The following is a 20,220-nucleotide window of genomic DNA, read 5'->3' on the forward strand; positions in this document are numbered from 1 at the left end:
GGAGCCGATTCCCCCTTCGGTTCGGATGCGTGTTCCACCCTGCACCAGCCCACTGACAATCGGTCTGACCTGCGGTGATGACGCTTTGTCAGTGGGGCGCCCTACGTTGTGCGGCATGACTTCGCAGGGGGTTTCGCAGGGCGTGCGCTGGACGGCGGAACAGGTGCTCTCGCTCGCACCGGACGCGCCGTCGCGCAAGGCGGGGAACAAGCTCGGCACGGCGGGACCGTGGTCGGGGACGGGGACGACCGAGGAGGGGGTGGTGTGGGGGCTGTGCAAGGGCAGCGGCAGCAAGCCGTACCAGGCGCTGGCCGATGTCTCGGGCCCGGCGTACGCGTGCTCGTGCCCGAGCCGCAAGTTCCCGTGCAAGCACGTGCTCGGGCTGCTGCTGCTCTGGTCGGCAGGCCCTGACGCGGTGCCGACGGGGGAGCCGCCCGAGTGGGCGGGGCAGTGGCTGGAGAAGCGGCGCGCGCGGGCGGAGAAGAGCGCGAGCGGTACGGGGTCCGCGGCGAAGGCCGATCCGGAGGCCGCGCGCAAGCGCGCCGAGCGGCGGGCCGAGCGGGTCACGGCGGGGGCGCGCGAGCTGGAGCAGCGCCTCGCCGACCTGCTGCGCGGCGGGCTCGCCGCCGCCGAGCGCGCGGGGTACGGGATGGGGGAGGAGACCGCGGCGCGGATGATCGACGCGCAGGCCAAGGGGCTCGCCACACGCGTGCGCGAGCTGGGCGCGATACCGGGTTCGGGACCGGGGTGGCCGGTGCGGCTCCTGGAGGAGTGCGCGCTGCTCCACCTGCTCGTACGGGGCTGGGCGCACCGCGAGGCGCTCCCCGCGCCGCTCGCCGCGACGGTCGCGCGCCGGCTCGGCCTGCCCGAGACGGCACACGCGCCCGCGGGCGAGCGCGACAGCTGGCTCGTGCTCGGTCAGTACGACACGCAGGAAGGCACCCTGACGACGCGCCGCGTCTGGCTCCACGGCACGCGGACCGGGCGCACGGCGCTGCTCCTCTCGTACGGGGCCGCGGGGGCGGCACCCGAGCTGAGCCTGCCCGTGGGCCTCGGCCTCGACGCGGAGCTGCACCCCCACCCGGCGCGGCCGCGCGCGACGCTGGGCGAGCGCTTCGGGCCCGCCGCGCCGGTGGCGGAGCGGCCGCGCGGTGTCCCGCTCGCCGAGGCGGCCGGGCGGTACGGGGCGCTGCTCGCCGACGACCCGTGGCTCGACTCCTGGCCCGTCACGCTCGACGAGGTCGTGCCCGTGCGCGGCCCGGACGGCTGGCAGCTCGCCGAGCCGGCGACGGGCACCGCGCTCCCGCTCCCCCGCTCCTTCACCAGCACCTCGGGGCTGTGGCGCCTCCTGGCGACCTCGGGCGGCCGCCCCCTGCGCGTCTTCGGCGAGTGCGGGCACCGGGGCTTCCAGCCGCTGGCCGCGTGGGCGCCGCGGCAGCCCGGCGCCCCGCTCCTGCCCCTGCGCTGAACTCCCCCGATCTGGAGACCTCATGAGCCTCACCGACACCTCTCCTTCTTCGCCCCTGTCCCCCTCCGGCCCTTCGCCCGCGCCCGTCCCGGACTGGGAGGACCTGCTCACCACCGCCCTGCTCGGCACCGACCGGCGGCCCTTCACCGGCGCGGACGGCGCGAGCGGCCCGGGCGCGCTCCTCGACGAAGCGGCGCTGCGCACCGTACGGCGCCGGGCGGGCCTCGTGCCCGCGGCCGCCGCTCCGCTCCCAGTCCCCGTACCGCCCGAGACGCGGCCGCCGCTCCCCGAGGCCGCGCGGCGAAGGCTCGGCCAACTGCTCGGCGCGCGCGGGGACCAGCGCGGCGGCGCGCCCGACCTGGCCGAGCTGCTGCCGCAGTGGCTGGAGCGCGCCCACGCGCACGGCTACGCGCCGCCGCCCGAGCACCTCCCCGCGCTGCTCGACGCGGCCAGGGGCCGTACCGACCTGCGCCCCGCCGTGCTCGGCTTCGCCGGAGTACGCGGGCGGTGGCTCGCGGAGCAGAATCGCGAGTGGTCCTTCGTCCGCCGTACGGCCGTGGCGCCGCCCGTACGGGAGGAGGCGCCCGGCACGCGGGGGGACGAGGAACGGCTGTGGGGCGAGGGCCTGTTCGCCGAGCGTGTCGCGCTGCTCGCGCGGGTGCGCGCCGCGGACCCCGCGCGGGCGCTCGCGCTGCTCGGGACGACCTGGGCCAAGGAGCGGGCCGAGGACCGGCTGCTCTTCCTCGACTCCTTGCGCCCAGGACTGGGGGCGCACGACGAGGCGTTCCTCGAAGCGGCGCTCGACGACCGCAGCCGCAATGTCCGCGCCCTCGCCGCCGAACTCCTCTCCTCGCTCACTGACTCCGCGTTCGCCGCGCGCATGGCGGAGCGAGCCCGCGCCTGCGTCGGCCCGGGCGCGGAGGACGGGGCGGCCGCGGACACCGCCGCGGTGGACGGGGACGCGGCGGCGGGCGCGATAGTCGTCGACGCGCCACGGGCCTGCGATGCCGCGATGGAGCACGACGGCGTCGTCGCGAAGCCTCCCTCCGGGCGTGGTGAGCGCGCCTGGTGGTTCGGGCAGGTCGTGGATGCCGCGCCGCTCGCGGTGTGGCGGGAGCACTTCGGCGGCGCCTCGCCCGCCGAGCTGGTCGCGCGACCCGTCGCCGGTGGCTGGCGCGAGGAGTTGCACGCCGCGTGGTGCAGGGCGGCGGTGCGGCAGGGGGACGCGGAGTGGTCGCGGGCGCTGCTCGGTTCACCGGCCGGAGGCGAGCACGGGGCGACGGCACTCGCCGAGCGGGCCAGGCTGCTCGCCGCGCTGCCCGCGGGGGAGCGGGCCGCCTGGGTGGCAGGTTTCCTCGCCGCCAACGGGCTCTCGGAGGCCTTCCAGCTGCTCAGCGGCTGCGCGACCCCGTGGCCTGCCGAGCTGGGCCGCGCGGTCGTGGACGCGCTCAACATCGCGCGGGACGCGGGCAGTTACCCGTGGAGCTTCAGCGGTGTCATGGGCCTGGCCGAACGCTGCCTCGACCCGGCGGAGGCCCCCCACCTGGAAAAACTCATCGGCTCCTTCGAGGAGCACGAGGACACCGGACCGGCCGCCGGCCTCTACTGGACCGACGTCTTCCACCGCCTCCTCGCCACCCTGCGCCTCCGCGCCGAGATGCGCGCCGAACTGGACGGGGAGCCGCCCGCGGGGAACGCCTAGCAGGTACCTGGTCCGAGCGTGGTGGATCAGCCCGCGGCGTCCGGCGCGGTGTCTCGGTGTGCGGCCGGATCGTCCTCGTGCCGGATGGACGGGACGGCACCGGACGTCTGGACGACGGACGTCTGGGCGTCTGGGCGTCTGGGCGTCTGGGCGTCTGGGCGTCAGACGTCTTCGGATGACGCGGCCGTGCGGCGAGGTGCCGTGCCAGGCGTCACGGGACCGGCGGGAGGGGTGGGACCGGCGGGACCGGCGGGAGGGGGACCGGCGGGACCGGCGGGACCGGCGGGACCGGCGGGACGCTTTCCAGCGTGGCGGCCGTGACGGAGAACCCCGAGCCCGCACTGGCCCGGGCCACCACCGCGCTCGCCGCGCTCGCCGCGCGACCCGGCGCCGACGGCAACCGCGTCCGGGCGGAACACCAAGAACCCTGAAAGCCCCATTTCCCTTCCGATAGCCGCCGTTTTCCGGCCCCGCCCCTCGCCCCACGGTTTTCCGCCCCGAGGCCCGGGGAAAACTCCCCGCGAGAAACGGAGCCGCACCGAGGTCGCCGCGCCACCGCGCCGTCAGCCGCACGGCACGGTGGCGCGGCTGCCGTACGGGCCGCCCCACGAACTGCCCCACGAACTGCCTCGCGGAACGCCTCGCGGGCCGCCCCGCGAACTCCCTCGCGGGCGCCTCGCGGGCCGCCCCGCCCGCCCCCGCGACATCCGCACACTTCCCCCACACCTCCCGCGCTTCCGTCGCCGCGCCGCGCCCCGCGACACGCCCGCCCCGCCGAGGGCACGAGGCACACATGGGGCGCCCTCACCCTCCGCACGCGCCGCGCGGAAGCCCCCGCACCACCCCGCGACCCCGCTCCGGCCGCGCCCCGCCCGCCCACCAGCGGCCTTTCGCGCGGACGGCGCGGCGCACGGTTCCGTGCCGGGCCGTCAGGCGTGGGCCATGACCGGACGCGCCGCTACGGAGAAATCGAAAACGGCCCGAACAATTCTCCGGCACGCTGCCCGCTCTCCCCCAAAACCCGGCCGAATGCCCTTTTCCCCAGGCGACGAAACCCCGGGAAGATTGTCGGCCGCACGAACCGGCGGGTACAGTCGCCGCCAGTTCCGCCCGGGGATCTCTATTCCCTGCCCTGCCGTCGAGGCGAAAGAGATGTTGGTGAACGACCGCCACCCCTCGGGGACCAGCTCCCCGGTCTCGCCCCCCGGCTCCGCCCCCACCGCGTACGCGGAGTACACGGAGTACGAGGCGGACGGGTCGGCGCCCGGCGGTCAGTACGGCTGGGGTGCGCAGGCGGCCCACGACCCGTACGCCTCCTACCAGGGCACGGGCGATTACACCGCCCAGCCGCAGGCCCAGGCCCAGCCCGCCCAGGGCTATGGCGGCTACCCACAGGACGGCGGCACGGACGGCGCCGGTTTCGCCGCGTACGGCGGCTACGACCCGTACGCCACCGGCACCTACGCGACCGGCTCCTACGACACGAGCGGTTACGCCCCCGGCGCCCACGACAGCGGGCAATGGCAGTTCCCCACCGAGCAATTCCCCACCGAGCAGTACCCCACCGGCACGGCCGCGAACGCGTACGCCGCCGACCCGTACGCCGTACCGCAGCCGCCCGCCTACGACTACGGCTACCAGGCCTACGAGGGCGGGCACGCCTACCCCGCCGAGACCTACGCCAACTCCCCCTGGGGCGAGGGGCGTTACGACAGCGGTCCGCTGCCGCACCAGCCGGGTGCGATGCCCGGGCAGGGCGGGGCGTCCGAGGGCCTGAGCCACTCCGGCGCCGACACCGGTACGTACGACGCCTCCGCGTGGAACGCGGCAGCGCCGGGCCACCCCGACCTGAGCACGCCCCCGCACGGCACCCCGGTCGCCGCCCCGCCCGCCCCCGAGGCGCGCGAGCACACGCCCGAGGCACACGAGCCCACGCCCGAGGCACGGGAGCGGACGCCCGAGGCGCCCGAGTACGCGCCCGAGCCTCGCGTGGGCGACACCGGCGAACTCCCCGTCGTCGGCGCCGACGCGCCCCCGTACGAGCCGGGCGAGCAGCCGGACGGCGCGCGCGGGCGCGGCAGGCGCCGTCCCGCCAAGCGTTCCGCGCTCCTCACCATCGCCGTGCCCTCGGCGTGCGTCATGGGTGTCGCGGGGGTCGCGGCCGCTTCGGTCGGCGATTTCGGCGGCGACAGCGGCAACGCCAATACGGCGAGCGCCCCGTCCTCACCCGTCAAGGCCGCCGCCGCGAACAACAAGCTCGACACGCAGCTCGCCGACCTCTCCCGCGCCGCCGACGACGTCGCCGACCGCGCGAGCCGTACGCAGGAGCGCATCGACCTCAAGGCGAAGAAGGAGGCGGAGCACAAGGCCGCGCTCGCCGAGGCCGCGCGCAAGGAGCGCGAGCGCCCCAAGTTCGTCCTCCCCGTCACGCAGCACGGCCTGAGCGCCTACTTCGGGCAGGCCGGCGTCAACTGGATGTCGCAGCACACCGGCATCGACTTCCCCGTCGCCTACGGCACTCCCGTCATGGCCGCGACCGACGGCACCGTGCGGAGCCAGTGGAACAGCGCGTACGGGAACATGGCGATCCTCACCGCGAAGGACGGCACGGAGACCTGGTACTGCCACCTCTCCAGCACGACGCTCCCGAGCGGGACCGCGGTGAAGGCGGGTCAGGTGATCGCGCACTCAGGGAACTCGGGCAACTCGACCGGCCCGCACATGCACTTCGAGGTACGGCCCGGCGGGGGCGCGGCGATCGACCCGCTCCCGTGGCTGCGCAGCCACGGCCTGGACCCGGCGTAGAGCCCCTCCCGGGGGCACCTGCCGGGGCTGCCGGGGCTGCGCCGGGGCCCAGAGGACACCTTCCGGCCGAAGGCAGGGGCCGCCGGAGGGGCGGTGCGCGGGGCAGAGCCCCACGCACCTAGGCACCCACGCCCCCGCGCTCTGCGCTACAGCTTCTCGACCGGCGCGTACCGCAACAGCAACCGCTTCGGCTTCTCGCCGCCGAAGTCCACTGTCGCCTCCGCGTTGCTCCCCGTCCCCTTCACACCCACCACGGTCCCCAGCCCGAACTGGTCGTGCGTCACCCGGTCCCCGATCGCCAGCGCGACCACCGGCTTCTCCTCCGCCCTCCGCGTCGCGAACGCGGGCGCTCCGCGGCGGGCGCGCGAGGAGGAGAGCGAGGCGGCGATCCCCGCGGCCGGGCCCGAAGCCGCCTTCGCCGGCGCCGCGCCCGTCCGCTTCCACTCCAGGTGGTCGGCGGGGATCTCCTCCAGGAAGCGCGAGGGCGGGTTGTACTGCGGCTGGCCCCAGGCGCTGCGCAGCGTGGAACGGGTGAGGTAGAGCCGTTCGCGGGCGCGCGTGATGCCCACGTACGCGAGCCGCCGCTCCTCCTCCAGCTCCTTGACCTGCCCGAGCGCCCGCATGTGCGGGAAGACGCCGTCCTCCATCCCGGTGAGGAAGACGACCGGGAATTCCAGGCCCTTCGCGGTGTGCAGCGTCATCAGCGTGATGACACCGTCACCGTCCTCCTCGTCGGGGATCTGGTCCGAGTCGGCGACGAGCGCGACCCTCTCCAGGAACTCCGCGAGCGTCCCCGCTCCCTCCTCGTCGCTCCGCTCCTGCTCGAACTCCAGGGCGACAGAGGCGAGTTCCTGCAAGTTCTCGATACGGGTCTCGTCCTGCGGGTCGGTCGACGCCTGCAACTCGGCGAGATACCCCGTACGTTCGAGCACGGCCTCCAGGACGACGGCGGGGCCCGCGCCCGATTCGACGATCGTGCGCAGCTCCTCCATCAGCGTGTTGAACCGCTTGATCGCGTTCGCCGAGCGCGCCGCCATCCCGTACGCCTCGTCGACGCGCTTGAGCGCCTGCGGGAAGGTGATCCGCTCGCGCTGCGAGAGCGCGTCGATCATCGCCTCGGAGCGCTCGCCGATGCCGCGCTTGGGCACGTTGAGGATGCGGCGCAGGGGCACGCTGTCCTCGGGGTTGGCGAGCACGCGCAGGTAGGCGAGGACGTCACGGACCTCGCGGCGCTCGTAGAAGCGGACGCCGCCGACGACCTTGTAGGGCAGTCCGACGCGGATGAAGACCTCTTCGAAGACACGGGACTGCGCGTTCGTGCGGTAGAAGACGGCGACGTCGCCCGGCTTCGCGTCGCCCGCGTCGGTGAGCCGGTCGATCTCGTCGGCGACGAACTGCGCCTCGTCGTGCTCGGTGTCGGCGACGTACCCGGTGATCTTCGGGCCGTTGCCCGCCTCGGTCCACAGGTTCTTCGGGCGGCGGTTCTCGTTGCGCTCGATGACGGCGTTGGCGGCGGAGAGGATCGTCTGCGTGGAGCGGTAGTTCTGCTCCAGGAGGATCGTCGTCGCGTTCGGGTAGTCCTCCTCGAACTGGAGGATGTTGCGGATCGTGGCCCCGCGGAACGCGTAGATGGACTGGTCCGCGTCCCCCACGACGCACAGCTCCGCGGGCTCGGGCGCGGGGCCGCCCTCGTACCCCTCGCCTCCCGCGGTACCGACCAGCTCCTTGACCAGCGTGTACTGCGCGTGGTTCGTGTCCTGGTACTCGTCGACGAGGACGTGCCGGAAGCGGCGGCGGTAGTGCTCGGCGACGTCGGGGAACGCCTGGAGGAGGTGGACCGTGGTCATGATGATGTCGTCGAAGTCCAGCGCGTTCGCCTCGCGCAGACGCGCCTGGTACATCGTGTACGCCTGCGAGAGCGTCTTCTCGAAGGCTCCGGCGGCCTCGCCCGCGACCTCGTCGGCGTACGCCTCGGCGTCGATCAGCTCGTTCTTGAGGTTCGAGATCTTCGCCGTGAAGGACTTCGGCGGGAAGCGCTTCGGGTCGAGGTCCAGGTCACGGCAGACGAGCGCCATGAGCCGCTTGGAGTCGGCGGCGTCGTAGATCGAGAAGGAGGACGTGAAGCCGAGCTTCTTCGACTCGCGGCGCAGGATGCGGACGCAGGCGCTGTGGAAGGTCGAGACCCACATCGCCCCCGCGCGCGGCCCGACGAGCTGCTCGACGCGCTCCTTCATCTCGCCCGCGGCCTTGTTGGTGAAGGTGATCGCGAGGATCGCGCCCGGATGCACGCCGCGCTGACCGAGCAGGTACGCGATGCGGTGGGTCAGGACGCGGGTCTTGCCCGAGCCCGCGCCCGCGACGATGAGCAGCGGCGAGCCGCTGTGCACGACGGCGGCGGCCTGCTCCGGGTTGAGCCCGGTGAGCAGCGCGGCCGGGTCGATCACGGGGCGTGGCGCGCCGTCGCGGTAGTGGGCGTCCCTGGGCGGAGGCGCGTCGAACTTCCCGCCGAACAGGTCGGCCGGGATCTCCTCGGCCTGGACCCCGTCCTCGGGGGGCGGAGGGGGCTCCTCCTCACCCGATGCCGGGGAGGAGGCCATATCCGCCAGAAAGCTGTCATCAAAGAGGCTGCTCATCGCCTCCCGAGTCTAGGCGCCCCCACGGACAACCGGAGGCGCGACGGGGAACGGGGCGGAAGGGGGGCGGAACCGGGGGAGAAACCGGGGCGGAAGGGGAGCGGATATGGGGCCGGGTGAGCGGGAGCGGGAAGGGGGGTGGGGACGGAGGCGGGGTGAGCCGGAGCGGGGTGGGGGCCGGGACGGGGGCGGACTAAGCCGCACCAGGGCGAAGGCCGGGTTGACCGGAGGGCCGGGGCGGACTGAGCCGCACCACGGCGAAGGCCAAGACAGGGGCGGACTAAGCCGCACCACGGCGAAGGCCAGGACGGAGGCGGACTAAGCCGCACCACCGGCGAAGGCCGGGTTGACCGGGGGCCGGGGCGGGCTGGAGGCCGGGGGCCGCGCGGGCTGGAGCACGGGGCGCCGGGGCGCTGCGGGCCGGGAGGCCGGGCACAACAGGGACGCTGGGGGCCGGGCGGAACCGGGGAAGGGCCTGGGACTGGGGCGGGGTGAGCCGGAGCGGGAAGGGGACCAGGGCCGCGCGGGCTGGAGCACGGGGCGCCGGGGGCGCTGCGGGCCGGGAGGCCGGGCGAAACGGGGACGCTGGGGGCCGGGCGGACCGGGGGCCCACGGGCGAAACCACGCCGGGCGAAACGGGAGCGCCGGGCGGAGGGGTTGAGCGGACGGGGCGCTGGACAGCCACGCGGCCGCCGGACGGCACGGGCAGAACGGGGGGCGCCTGGCAGAACGAGCGACGCTGGCGGAGCGGGCGTTGGCGGAGCGGGCCTCAACGAGGCGAGCGGGGCGAGGCGCGGCCGCTACGGCCACAGGCAGGGCGGACGTCATCGACGCGGGCGTAGCGGGCCGGACGGGGCGCGGGCGCAACGGCGGGGAACGGGAAACGCCCGGCTGGCCAAAGGACGCGACGCAACAGCGGGGGCACGGGCGACACCACACCGCGCCAGGCAAGGACTCCCGACGAAACGGGCCACCTCACAGAACGAGGAACACTCGGCGGACCGAAACTCGACGCAGCCGGCGCACTCGACAGCCAGGACGCTCAGCGGCCAGGGCGCTCAGCGGCCAGGGCGCTCAGCAGGGCCGGGGGCGGTCAACGGGGCCGCGGGCGCGCGGCGGGTCAAGGGCGCTCGGCGGCCGTGGCTCCGCGCGGGCCGGGTCGGAGTGCGGGACGGTCGCGGGACGGGACGGCGCGGGACCGGCGCGGGCGCGGGACCGGCGACGCGGGACGGGACCGGCGACGCGGGACGGGACCGGCGGCGCGGGACGGGCCGGGCGGCGCGGGACTAGCGCGGGCGCGAGCGCGGGCGCGGGACGAAAATCTATCGGGCATATCGCCTACCGTCCTTCCCCCGCCCCCCTCGGCTTGGCTAACGTGCCGGGCGCGGCCCCCCACCGCCTGCCCGACCGAAAGGAGCGTGCGGCGTGACGTCGAGCGTGCCCCCCATTTCCGAGGCGCCCCCACGTGCCACCGGCCCCCGTGCCACCGGCCACCGCGTCCCCGCCCGCCGGGCCCCCGCCCACCGCAAGCCGCGCCGCCCGAACCCCGCCCTGGCACGTACCGGCTTCGGCGTGACGACCGCCGCACTCACCTCCGTCGTGCTGCTCGCCCCACAGGCGAGCGCCGAGCCGGGCACCTCGCGGCCCTCGGTCGAAGAGGTCCAGAGCAAGGTCGACCGCCTCTACCGGGAGGCCGGCACCGCCACGCAGCAGTACAACGCCGCCAAGGAGCGCACCGACAAGCAGCGCGCCGAGGCCAACGCCCTGATCGACGCGCTCGCCTCGTCCACCGAGGACCTCAACCACTCCCGCGAGGATCTCGCCCGCTACGCCGCCGCGCAGTACCGCGACGCCAGCGGCGGTTTCGCCGGAACCGCCACGATGCTCCTCGCCGACAACCCGCAGAGCTTCTTCGACCAGAAGTACGTGCTCGACCGGCTCGCCGCCGACCAGCACACGAAGGTACGGGAGTTCCGCGACCAGCAGGCAGCCACGGCCCGCAAGCGCGTCAAGGCGCAGGAGAGCCTCGACCAGCTCACCACCGCGCAGCAGGAGCTGCGCACGAGCAAGACCGAGGTGCAGGGCAAGCTCACGGAGGCCCGCGAGCTGCTCACCCGCCTCACCGCCGAGGAGAAGGCGCGTCTCGCGGAGCTGGAGCGCCGCAAGGAGGCGGAGGCGAAGAAGAAGGCCGAGGAGGCGGCCGCCCGGCAGAAGGAGAAGGCGGAAGCCGAACGGGCGGCGGCGGAGGCGGCAGCCGAGAAGAAGGACCCGGCCGCGACGGACAGCGGCACGGGTACGGGCGCGAGTACGGGCACGAGCACCGGTTCCGCCTCCGGCTCGTACACCGCGAAGGCCGAGAAGGCGATCGCCTTCGCGCGCGCCCAGATGGGCAAGCCGTACGTGTGGGGCGCGACGGGACCCGGCTCGTACGACTGCTCGGGGCTCACGCAGGCCGCCTGGAAGGCCGCCGGGATCGACCTGCCCCGCACGACCTGGGACCAGGTCGAGGTCGGCACGCGCGTCAGCGTCGACAACGCCGTCCCCGGCGACCTCGTCTTCTTCTACGACGACATCAGCCACGTCGGCCTCTACATCGGCAACGGCGAGATGATCCACGCCCCCAAGCCGGGCGCTTCGGTCCGCGTCGAGTCCATCTACTACATGCCGATCTACGGAGTCGTCCGCCCGGCCTGACCCCCCTGCCCCGCCCGGTACCGGTCGCGCGCCTCGCGCCCGCCGGGCACCACGTCCCTCCCGCGCGTCACCTCGCACGCCTCGGCCACCGTGCGCCGACCGTGCCGGGCGAACCGACCGCGTCGGGCGATCTCGGCCGCGTCGGGCGATCCGACCGCGTCGGGCGGTGAGGCGCCCGGTGGACCGCCGCGGCCTCGTAGCCCCCACAGCGGGGGCACCCCCGGCTCGCGGCCGGGAATCCGGTCGCCGGTGGTCACGCCGGGAGCGTACGGACCGCCACGGACGACGGCCGCCGGCTCAGTGCCAGAGGACCGCGATGAAGATGTTGGCGAGGGTGAGCCCGCCGACCGCGCCGAAGAGCGGCTTCGCCACGCGCTCGTCGTCGCGCTTCACGTACACGAGGGCCAGGACCACGATGAGAACGGCGAGCTTGATGCCGATCTTCACGTTGTTGAGCGAGTAGTCCTGCGCCTGGTTGAGGCCGACGAGAACCGCCCCGGTCACGAGCATCGTGAGCGCGCCGTGCAGCATCGCGGGCGTGAAACGAGCCGTTCCCGCACCCATCGCCTTCATCTGCGTGAGGAAACCGCCGAGCAACGCGCCGATCCCGATGATGTGCAGGCCCACGAAGACATTGATGAGGACGTCCATGACGGCGAGCCTATGCGGGCACCACGGAGCACCCGCGGGCGGGTAGGACGGGCCGCCCACGAGCCCCGCCGAGCCGCGGTACCACCAGGCCGTACGAGGCCCCGGGCCGTACGAGGCCCCGGGCCGTACGAGGCCCCGGGCCGTACAGGGCCCCGGGACCGTCGGCCCGCGCGGCGCGGCGCGCGGGCTCGCGTGGTCAGACGAGGCGGCGGGCGGCGGCCCAGCGGCTCAGCTCGTGCCGGTTGGAGAGCTGGAGCTTGCGGAGCACCGCGCTCACGTGCGACTCGACGGTCTTCACCGAGATGAACAGTTCCTTCGCGATCTCCTTGTACGAGTGGCCGCGCGCGATCAGCCGCAGCACATCGCGCTCGCGCTGGGTGAGCTTGTCGAGTTCCTCGTCGACGGGCGGGACCGTGTTGTTCGAGAAGGCGTCGAGCACGAAACCGGCGAGCCGCGGCGAGAAGACGGCGTCGCCCTCGTGCACGCGGTGGATCGCCGCGACAAGCTCGGTGCCGTTGATCGCCTTGGTGACGTAGCCACGTGAGCCGGCCCGGATGACTCCTATGACGTCCTCGGCGGCGTCCGAGACCGAGAGCGCCAGGAACCTGACCGGCCGCTCGGCGTCCGTGACGAGGTCGGCGCACCGCTGGAGCACCGAGAGCCCCCCGCCGCCCGGCAGATGCACGTCGAGCAGCACCACATCGGGCATCAGCTCACGCACGCCCCGCACCGCCGCGTCGGCGTCCGCGGCCTCGCCGACCACCGTGACACCGTGCTCCGCCGGGCGGTCGATCTCCGCCCTTACCCCGGCGCGGAACATGCGGTGATCGTCCACGAGCACGACGCGCACCACCCGCGCGTCCGGCTCCTGGCCCGGGCCCGCGCCCGTCGCCTCCGGTTCACTCATCCCGCACCCTTTCCATTTCCAGCTCCACCACTGTTCCCCCACCGGGGGCCGGACGGATCTTCGCCCGCCCTCCGTTGCGCCGCATCCGGCCGATGACCGACTCTCGCACTCCCATGCGGTCCGGTGGCACGGCTTCCGGGTCGAAGCCGGGACCGTGGTCCCGCACGGAGACGAATACCTGCCCCGCCTCCACCTCCGCGTACACCTGCACCTCGCCGCCGCCACCGTACTTGGCGGCGTTGACCATCGCTTCCCGCGCGGCCTGCATCATCGCCGAGAGCGCGTCGTCGAGTTCGCTGTCCCCGACGATGACGACCTCCAGCGGCACCCCGTGCTTGTCCTCGACCTCGGCGGCCGTCCTCCGTACGGCGTCGGCGAGCCGCGTCGGTTCCTCCTCCTTCTCCCGCCCGCTGCCCTCCGGGCGCCGCAGCCATTCGCGCAGCTCCCGCTCCTGGGCGCGGGCCAGCCGCCGCACCTCCTGTGGTCGTTCGGCGTGACGCTGGATCAGCGTGAGCGTGTGCAGGACGGAGTCGTGGACGTGTGCGGCGACCTCGGCGCGCTCCTGCGCCCTGATCCGCATGAGGCGTTCCTCGGAGAGGTCCTGTGTCATCCGGATGAGGTACGGGCCGACGAGGAGGACGAGCCCCACGAGGACGGCGAGAGCCGCCTGGAAGGCCGAGCCGAGATGCTGCGCCGAGCCCTGGAGCACGATGATCACGGAGACCCCCGTGCCGACGAGGACGACACCGGCAGCGGCGCGCAGCACGTTGAGGGTGCGGCGGCGGCTGCCGATCTCGACCCAGCGGGCGCGCCGGGCGTTGTCCGCCTGCCGCCAGACGAGCGCGACCCCGGCGCCGACGAGGAGACCCGGCACGAGGTAGCCGCGCGCGGTGTCCCCGATGTCCGTCCTCGCCGCGTAGGTGAGCGCGACGATCAGCATGAGCAGCAGGGCGATGAGCTGGCCCCGGTCCCGCGGGGTGCTCTTCGCGACCCGCGCACGCCAGGGGACCCGGGGACGTGGCCCGGACCCGGCGGGTGCCCCGACTCCCCCGGCGCCGAGCGGGACGAAGAACCAGAAGGCGGCGTAGAGCAGGGCACCGAGCCCGTTGACGAGGAGCAGACCGATGAAGGCGACGCGCACCCAGAAGACGGGCAGCCCGAGGTGCCCGGCGAGACCCCGCGCCACTCCTCCCAGCAGTCGGCCCTCACCGCTGCGATAGAGCTTGCGCGGAGGCCGGTCCGGTGCGCTGGGTACCGAGGTGGCTTCCGACATGCTTCGATCCTCACATGCGAAAACGCGCTCGACATCAGGGTTCTCCCCTAGAACGACCCTGAGGTTTCCCTGAGAGGCGCCGAAAATCGGCCTTCCGGCGAGGCGCCACCCATCTCCTTTCCGTGACACGGCAGTTGACGTGTTTCCCGCGTTCCCGACGAGAGCCGCGGTGGAGGCGGCCTTCTCAGGGTTGTCTCAGGGTTTCTTTCAGGGTGATCCCTGATGCCCGGAGAGGTCCCGAGCCGTCACCATGAACACATGACAGATTCCCGGACCGGCGCTCAGCCGCCGCCCCCGCCTACCGAGGCGGGCGGGTCCACGCCCTTCTGGAGCGGGTTCCGCCGCGACCGCCGGCACAAAGTGCTGGGCGGCGTGAGCGCGGGCCTGGGCCGGCAGTGCGGAGTCGACCCGGTGATCTTCCGTGTCGTCCTCTCCGTCCTGGCCGTCGCGGGCGGCGTCGGGCTCGTGGTGTACGGCCTCGTGTGGCTCGTGGTGCCCTACGACGACGAGGAGGAGAGCGAGGGCCGCCGGATGCTCACGGGGCAGGTCGGCGGTCCCGGGCTCGCCGCGCTGCTCTCCGTCCTGGTCGGCTGCGGGGTCTTCCTCTCGACGCTCGGGGACGGCGACGTCCTCTTCTTCTCCTCCCTGGTGCTTCTCCTGACAGCGGGCGCGGGGTACTGGTCGCGGCGGCGCGAGAGCGGGCCCGGCCACCCGGCCGCGGCCGAGCGGACCGGGGCGGACGCGCCACCGGAGACGCAGGCACCACCCATGCGGATGGCGCCCGCGTGGTGGCGCGAGGGGCCGCTGACGCCGACGGAGGAGGCGCTCGCGGCAGAGGTGTACCTGTGGGGTCCCTCCCAGTACGCCCCCGAGGTGTACATCTCGCTCACGAAGGACGGCGGGACGGCGACGAGCGGCCCGGAGACGGGGCGTACGGGCGAGGACGACCGCGAGGGCCCGGCGGGCCCCGCCGGGCCCGTCCCGCCGGTGCCTTCCGGCGACGACGGCTCGCGTGCGCGGCGGTACGGGATCGGGGGCTGGACGTTCCTGGCCGCGCTCATCGCGGGGGTCGCGGGAGCGGGGTCCACGTGGGACAGCGAGCCGCTGAGGTCGAGTCTCGTGCTCGGGCTCTCGCTCGCCCTCGCGGTCTTCGGGATCGGGCTCGCCGTGGGGGCCTTCGCGGGCAGGATCGGTGGCGGCACGGTCGCGCTCGCCCTGGTCACCTGCGGGCTCCTGGCCGCGTCGGCGGCACTCCCGAAGGACATCACGGCGGACTGGCAGACGGCGGACTGGCGGCCCACATCGGTCGCCGGGATCCGCCCCGAGTACCACGTCGGGACGGGCACGGCCTCGCTCGATCTGCGGGACGTGCCCTTCGAGAAGGACAGCACCGTACGGACGGGGGTCGAGGTGAAGGCGGGCCGGCTCGAAGTGCTCGTGCCCGCGGGGACGAAGGTGGAGTTGCGCTCCGACATCGGCTTCGGCGGCCTGCGCCTGCCGGGCTACGCGAAGGACCGGATGCACGGGGCCTTCGACGAGCGGAGGACCCGGACACTCCCGGCCCGCGAGGGCGCCCCGCCCGAGGGGACGCTCGTCCTGCGGGCCCGGGTCGAGCTGGGAGAGCTGGTGGTGGACCGTGCGCACTGAATTCCGCCCCGCGCGGCTTGTCCTGGGCCTCTCGTTCCTGCTCGCCGCGGCGCTCTACCTCACGGGCCTCGCGGGCGGCGCCGACATCCCGTGGTGGACGGCGCTGCCGCTCGCCGCTGGCGCGCTGGTCCTCGCGGCGTTCGCGGGTCTGCTGGGGTACGGGGTGCGGAGCGCCAGACGACGGCGCGCGGACCCGGCGGACGATCCGCCACCGGCGGGCTGACCGCGGGGCAGGGCTCAGCGCTTCCAGGTGTTGCCGAAGCCGCCGTTGCGGAAGACGGCCCGGCGGCGCCCGGAACGGAAGGAGTCGAAGGAGAGGTAGGGGGCCCCGGCGAGCAGGAGCGGGAGCCAGGCCATGAGGTAGACGAGGTCGTTGCCGTAGTAGTACGGCGTGGACGACCAGCTCACCGTGAGCCACAGGCAGAGCGAGATCACCGCGCCGCCGAGAGCGGCGACGCGGCCGAAGACCCCGAGGAGGGTGCCGAGACCGACGAGGAGTTCCCCGATGGCGAGCGCGTAGCCGAAGCCGACCGGGCTGTGCAGGGCGAGATCCACGAGGGCCGGGACGCCGGCGCTCCCCTTCACGGACCGCAGGAGGTCGCCGAGCGAACCGTTCCCCGATGAGGAGAGGAAGGCGCTGTCAGTGAGCTTGTCGATGCCCGCGTAGACGAACGTGACGCCGAGGAACACGCGCAGCGGGAGCAGGGAGTACCGCCCGAGCCGCGCCCGCAGGCCGCCGTCCGGCGGATTGCCCACCCCGCCACCGGGGCCGGACGGGAGGAGGGGAGTACCGGAGGTCATCGGTTCGCCGCCTTTCGGGGGACACGGGAGGAATCGGAGCGGCGACCGCCGGAACCACACCCCCCGGGGCCCACCGCGTTCGACCCTACGCACCCCCGGGGCACTCTTGACCGGCCGGGGCGGAGGTGAGGAACAAAGAAGAGAGGAACAAAGAAGAGCGGCGGCCTGCGGGCACCGGAGGCGCCCGGGAAACCGCGCGGCGGCGCGGGCGAGCGTCCGAGAGCGGGAGCGGGCCGCTGGGTGGCAGGGGCGGGCAGGAGAGCGACAGGGGCGGACCGGGGAGCTGTGCGGACGCACCGGACAACGGCACGGGCAGACCGGCCAGCCGTGCGGACGGGCCCAATGGCGGCACGGGCAGACCGGACAACGGCACGGGCGGGCCGGACAGCGACACGGACCGGGCACCAGCACCGGCGGACCGGGCGGCAGAACGAACGGCCGGACGGCAGCGCGGGCAGGCAGCGGCACGGACGGACCGGGGAGCGGCACATGGGGGCGGCAGCAGCACGGACCCGGCACCAGCACGTGCGGGCCGGACCACCGCACCCGCGAACTCGGGCACCAGCGCGGACGGACCGGACAACCGCACCCACGGACCCGGCACCAGCACCCACCGGCCGCACCACCACACCCACGGACCCGGCACCGGCACCTGCGGGCCGCACCACCGCGCGGACGGACCGGGCAGCCGTCGGGGGCGTTCGTGCGGTGGCACGGGGCTCACGCGGGGGGGGCAGGCTGCCCTGCGCGGGGGCACGGGGTGGGGGGTGCTGGGCGGGGAGGGGGGTGGTCAGGGGAGGTGGCGGTCGGCGAGGTCGAGCCAGGGGGTGGGGCCTGAGGGGGTGGGGTGGCGGATGGCCCAGTCGGTCAGGCGGAGGCTCATATGGGCCCAGGCGGGGGTGAGGATGTGGTCGGGAAAGGTGGCGAGGACGGCGTCGAGGCGGTCGGTCACGGCGGGGGGCGCCTGTGTGGCGTGGAGGCCGAAACGGAGCGTGACGAGGTCGAAGCGGCGGTCGCCGCGGGCGGCGCCGTCCCAGTCGATGACGCCGGTGATGTCCTGCCCGTCGGCCAGGAGGTTGCCGGGGTGGAAGTCGTAGTGGACGGCGTCGTCCCCGGGGAGCAGGGGCGGGTACCGGTCCGCGAGGGCGGAGATCCGGCGTTCGAGTGCGGCGGCGCGGGGGCTGTGGCGGCGCAGCGGTTCATGGAGGCAGAAACCGGGGCCGTCGTCGCGGAGGTGGAGGGCGGCGGCGGGAACGCCGCCGAGGCCCGTGAGGCGGTCCGCCTGGACCGCGTTGAGGCGGAGGAGTTGATCGAGGTGGGCGGGGGTGAGGCGGTCGATGCCCGTACCCGGCAGGACTTCCTGGACGGTGACCACCGCGTCGCCGACCTGGGTGACGAGGTCGGTCGCGGGCGCGGGGTACCCCGCGTCCCGCAGCGCGTCGACGACGGCGAGCGCCCCGGCCCGCATCGCGGCGACGGAACTGTGCGGCCGCCACTTCAGCACCCCGCGCCGTCCGTCCTCCTCGCCTCGCACATACGCCGCCCCGACAGCACCGCCCCGGCAGGGCCCCTCCAGCACGAGCCGCACCCCTGTCCGTACGCGCAGCGCGTCCACCATCCGTGCCGCGTCGAGCCGCGCCACAGTGGCCCAACCGGAAGAGGAGGGAGTCATGTGCCGCATTATCGCGAGCGGTTACGGCAGGAGATTACGGCGGACGTGGACGGCCGCGGGGACGGGCGGACGTGGACGGGCGGAGGGTGACACCCACTGGCCCGGGCCCCACGCCCCACCCCCCCACACGCGCCCTCCACACGCGCACACGGGCACACGGGCACACGGGCACACGCGCACACGCGCACACGCACAGGCAGCGCGCCCGGCCGGGGGCCTCGCGTGCGCGGGCGGGGCCCGGCGGGGCGTCACGTCGTTGTCAGGCGCAGGTGGTCGACACCGTCGAAGGAGGTGACGCGGACCTCCGTGGGTGGGGCGTCGGGGCGGAGCAGGGTGAACCAGGGGTCGGCGTCGATGAGGAAGGCGAGGACCTCGGTGCTGTCCTCGTCGGGGGTGGTGAGGCGCGCGTCCCAGGTGCCGGGGCTCGTGGCCGCGCGCAGGCGTACGGGAAAGGTCGCGGCGTTCGTGCTGGTGTTGGCCCGCCACTCCAGGAGGGCGTGGTCCGTGTCGGCGTTCACGCCACAGAGCGTAACTCCCGTCGGCGGGTGCGGTGTTCGGTTCCGTCCGAATCGCCGCCGTACGCGACCACTTGCGCTGTGCCCCCGCGCGGGCTGCTCACCGTACCGGTGACCGCGTGTGCACGGCCCGCCGTCAGTCGACGAGGTCCATTCCCGCCTCGTTGCTCTCCACCCCCGCCGCCGTGATGACCTGGACCGTGACACGGCCCGGTTCGACCTCGGCGGGGATGGGGACCGTCAGGAGGGTGTCGGTCGGATTGGTGAAGCCGCCGGGGACCGGGATGAGGGGGACGTGGACCTGGACCTGGCCGATGCGGACCGCCATGCGGACGAGGGCCTGCGGGGTCTCGGCGCCGGCGGGGAGGAAGCCGGCGCCGCGGATCTCGATGTCGTCGCCCGTGCGGATCGGGGCGTCCAGGTCACCGGCCTCGCGGGTGCGGACGACGGAGTGGATGACGGGGCCGCCGCCCTCGGTGGCCTTGCCCGCGAGGTAGGTGGCGGCGGAGACGAGGGCGAGGACGGCGAGCGCCCAGGGCAGATCGGGGAGTTGCTCGGGGCGGCGGGCGAGCCGGACCGCGCAGAAGACGAGCGCGGCGGCGTGCACGAGCACGTACTGGCTGTCGGTGAAACTGCCGTGCCCGGAGTCGTCGGTGAGCAGGTCGGCGGCGCGCGGCCGGTCGGCGCGCACCTTCTGGAGGCGCCGTCCCCGTACCCGTACGCCCACCGTGTAGTGCACGAGCACCGCTACCGCGCAGCTCGCCGCCACCACGGTCAGCAGCCCGACACCGCGCCCGAGTTCGAGGCCGTCGAGGAGTTCCGCGCGGCGGTCGTGCCCGGAGGCACCCGCGAGTTCGCCCGCGAGGACGAGGACGGCGTACACGCTGAAGACGATCCAGCAGGCGGCGACGGTACGCGAGGTGGACAGGCGCTGGTCCTCGCCGACGATCGGCGCGAGCACGCCGCCGCGTGCGCGGTGGAAGTGCGCGGCGACGGCGAGGAGCGCCGCGAGGAGCGCGGCGGCCACGAGCCCGGCGCTGCGGGCGGTCGTCCACCCGGCGCCGAGCGCGGTGAGGCCCTGCACGAGAAGGAGGACGAGGAGGACCACGCCGAGGGCGAGGAAGGTCGCGGGGCGCAGGCGGTGGAGCCAGGAGAGGCGTTCGCCGCGGCCGCGTTCGGCGACGAGGCGCGCGGACTCGGCGAGTTCGTCGGAGACCCACTGGCGGCTGGCGCCCGCGGAGTGCGCGACGGCGGCGGGGAGGCCCTTGCCGTCCGCGAGTTCCTCGCGCCGCCTGACGAACGCGGCGACCGCGCGCCGGTGCCCGTTGCGGGCGCCCGCCGGGCAGTCCGCGCAGGTGCAGCCGCCCTCGTGCCGCTCCCGGCTCGTGTCCTGCTGTACCGCCACCGGCCCGTCCCCGTCCCTCTCGCGAGCCCCCGCCGGTACGCGGCCGC

General features: G+C 74.5%; 14 protein-coding genes. 6 read left to right on the forward strand and 8 right to left on the reverse strand.

The annotated features are described in order from the left end of the window. The first annotated feature begins 115 nt into the window (after window positions 1-115). From ACQYWQ_RS11000 to ACQYWQ_RS11010, 3 genes are all read left to right on the forward strand, one after another. On the forward strand, window positions 116-1,468 hold the full coding sequence (locus ACQYWQ_RS11000) for an SWIM zinc finger family protein (RefSeq protein WP_431034143.1): 1,353 nt from the start codon (window positions 116-118) through the stop codon (window positions 1,466-1,468). A 22-nt stretch (window positions 1,469-1,490) separates the two neighbouring features. Continuing rightward, a complete protein-coding gene (locus ACQYWQ_RS11005) occupies window positions 1,491-3,170 on the forward strand; it encodes a DUF5691 domain-containing protein (RefSeq protein WP_431034144.1) in 1,680 nt (559 codons plus the stop codon). A 1,152-nt stretch (window positions 3,171-4,322) separates the two neighbouring features. Next, on the forward strand, window positions 4,323-5,975 hold the full coding sequence (locus tag ACQYWQ_RS11010) for a peptidoglycan DD-metalloendopeptidase family protein (RefSeq protein ID WP_431034146.1): 1,653 nt from the start codon (window positions 4,323-4,325) through the stop codon (window positions 5,973-5,975). A 146-nt stretch (window positions 5,976-6,121) separates the two neighbouring features. Here ACQYWQ_RS11010 and pcrA read toward each other — a convergent pair whose 3' ends face one another. Next, window positions 6,122-8,608, reverse strand: a complete 2,487-nt coding sequence (gene pcrA / locus ACQYWQ_RS11015; RefSeq protein ID WP_431034148.1) for a DNA helicase PcrA — start codon at window positions 8,606-8,608, stop codon at window positions 6,122-6,124. 1,425 nt (window positions 8,609-10,033) lie between these two features. Between pcrA and ACQYWQ_RS11020 the strand changes: the two genes are divergently transcribed. Beyond that, the gene (locus tag ACQYWQ_RS11020; protein WP_431034150.1) at window positions 10,034-11,302 is read left to right on the forward strand and encodes an NlpC/P60 family protein; all 1,269 of its coding nucleotides are present in this window, start codon (window positions 10,034-10,036) and stop codon (window positions 11,300-11,302) included. Between the two features lie 297 nt (window positions 11,303-11,599). Here ACQYWQ_RS11020 and ACQYWQ_RS11025 read toward each other — a convergent pair whose 3' ends face one another. From ACQYWQ_RS11025 to ACQYWQ_RS11035, 3 genes are all read right to left on the reverse strand, one after another. Then, window positions 11,600-11,953 (reverse strand): hypothetical protein, encoded by a 354-nt coding sequence (locus ACQYWQ_RS11025; protein WP_431034152.1) that lies wholly within the window; start codon window positions 11,951-11,953, stop codon window positions 11,600-11,602. 196 nt (window positions 11,954-12,149) lie between these two features. Further along, entirely contained in the window at window positions 12,150-12,860 is a 711-nt protein-coding gene (locus tag ACQYWQ_RS11030; RefSeq protein WP_431034153.1) for a LuxR C-terminal-related transcriptional regulator, read from the reverse strand. Further along, window positions 12,853-14,133, reverse strand: coding sequence for an ATP-binding protein (locus ACQYWQ_RS11035; RefSeq protein WP_431034154.1), 1,281 nt, complete (start codon window positions 14,131-14,133; stop codon window positions 12,853-12,855). The genes ACQYWQ_RS11030 and ACQYWQ_RS11035 overlap by 8 nt, the downstream gene beginning before the upstream one ends. A gap of 258 nt (window positions 14,134-14,391) precedes the next feature. Between ACQYWQ_RS11035 and ACQYWQ_RS11040 the strand changes: the two genes are divergently transcribed. Then, window positions 14,392-15,780: a PspC domain-containing protein gene (locus ACQYWQ_RS11040; protein WP_431034155.1), complete on the forward strand. Its 1,389-nt coding sequence runs from the start codon at window positions 14,392-14,394 to the stop codon at window positions 15,778-15,780. After that, on the forward strand, window positions 15,770-16,003 hold the full coding sequence (locus ACQYWQ_RS11045; protein ID WP_431034157.1) for a hypothetical protein: 234 nt from the start codon (window positions 15,770-15,772) through the stop codon (window positions 16,001-16,003). Before ACQYWQ_RS11040 ends, ACQYWQ_RS11045 begins: the two co-directional genes overlap by 11 nt. 14 nt (window positions 16,004-16,017) lie before the next feature. Here the strand turns inward: ACQYWQ_RS11045 and ACQYWQ_RS11050 are convergent, their stop codons facing one another. From ACQYWQ_RS11050 to ACQYWQ_RS11065, 4 genes are all read right to left on the reverse strand, one after another. Further along, complete coding sequence (locus ACQYWQ_RS11050; RefSeq protein WP_431034159.1) at window positions 16,018-16,581, reverse strand: DoxX family membrane protein; 564 nt, start codon at window positions 16,579-16,581, stop codon at window positions 16,018-16,020. 790 nt (window positions 16,582-17,371) lie between these two features. Continuing rightward, on the reverse strand, window positions 17,372-18,253 hold the full coding sequence (locus ACQYWQ_RS11055) for a phosphotransferase enzyme family protein (RefSeq protein WP_431034161.1): 882 nt from the start codon (window positions 18,251-18,253) through the stop codon (window positions 17,372-17,374). 248 nt (window positions 18,254-18,501) lie between these two features. Continuing rightward, window positions 18,502-18,771 carry a hypothetical protein gene (locus tag ACQYWQ_RS11060; protein WP_431034162.1) on the reverse strand — a complete coding sequence of 90 codons (270 nt, stop codon included), beginning with the start codon at window positions 18,769-18,771 and terminating at the stop codon, window positions 18,502-18,504. Between the two features lie 133 nt (window positions 18,772-18,904). Continuing rightward, window positions 18,905-20,173 (reverse strand): hypothetical protein, encoded by a 1,269-nt coding sequence (locus tag ACQYWQ_RS11065; RefSeq protein ID WP_431034163.1) that lies wholly within the window; start codon window positions 20,171-20,173, stop codon window positions 18,905-18,907. Between the last annotated feature and the right edge of the window lie 47 nt (window positions 20,174-20,220).

Origin of the sequence: Streptomyces sp. P6-2-1 (assembly GCF_050613165.1) — a bacterium.
GTDB lineage: Bacteria > Actinomycetota > Actinomycetes > Streptomycetales > Streptomycetaceae > Streptomyces.

Excerpts from the sequence above, each read along its gene's own strand:
- ACQYWQ_RS11000 (WP_431034143.1), top strand. The coding sequence starts at position 116 with ATGACTTCGCAGGGGGTTTCGCAGGGCGTGCGCTGGACGGCGGAACAG.
- ACQYWQ_RS11005 (WP_431034144.1), top strand. The coding sequence starts at position 1,491 with ATGAGCCTCACCGACACCTCTCCTTCTTCGCCCCTGTCCCCCTCCGGC.
- ACQYWQ_RS11010 (WP_431034146.1), top strand. The coding sequence starts at position 4,323 with ATGTTGGTGAACGACCGCCACCCCTCGGGGACCAGCTCCCCGGTCTCG.
- pcrA (WP_431034148.1), bottom strand. The coding sequence starts at position 8,608 with ATGAGCAGCCTCTTTGATGACAGCTTTCTGGCGGATATGGCCTCCTCC.
- ACQYWQ_RS11025 (WP_431034152.1), bottom strand. The coding sequence starts at position 11,953 with ATGGACGTCCTCATCAATGTCTTCGTGGGCCTGCACATCATCGGGATC.
- ACQYWQ_RS11030 (WP_431034153.1), bottom strand. The coding sequence starts at position 12,860 with ATGAGTGAACCGGAGGCGACGGGCGCGGGCCCGGGCCAGGAGCCGGAC.
- ACQYWQ_RS11035 (WP_431034154.1), bottom strand. The coding sequence starts at position 14,133 with ATGTCGGAAGCCACCTCGGTACCCAGCGCACCGGACCGGCCTCCGCGC.
- ACQYWQ_RS11040 (WP_431034155.1), top strand. The coding sequence starts at position 14,392 with ATGACAGATTCCCGGACCGGCGCTCAGCCGCCGCCCCCGCCTACCGAG.
- ACQYWQ_RS11050 (WP_431034159.1), bottom strand. The coding sequence starts at position 16,581 with ATGACCTCCGGTACTCCCCTCCTCCCGTCCGGCCCCGGTGGCGGGGTG.
- ACQYWQ_RS11055 (WP_431034161.1), bottom strand. The coding sequence starts at position 18,253 with ATGACTCCCTCCTCTTCCGGTTGGGCCACTGTGGCGCGGCTCGACGCG.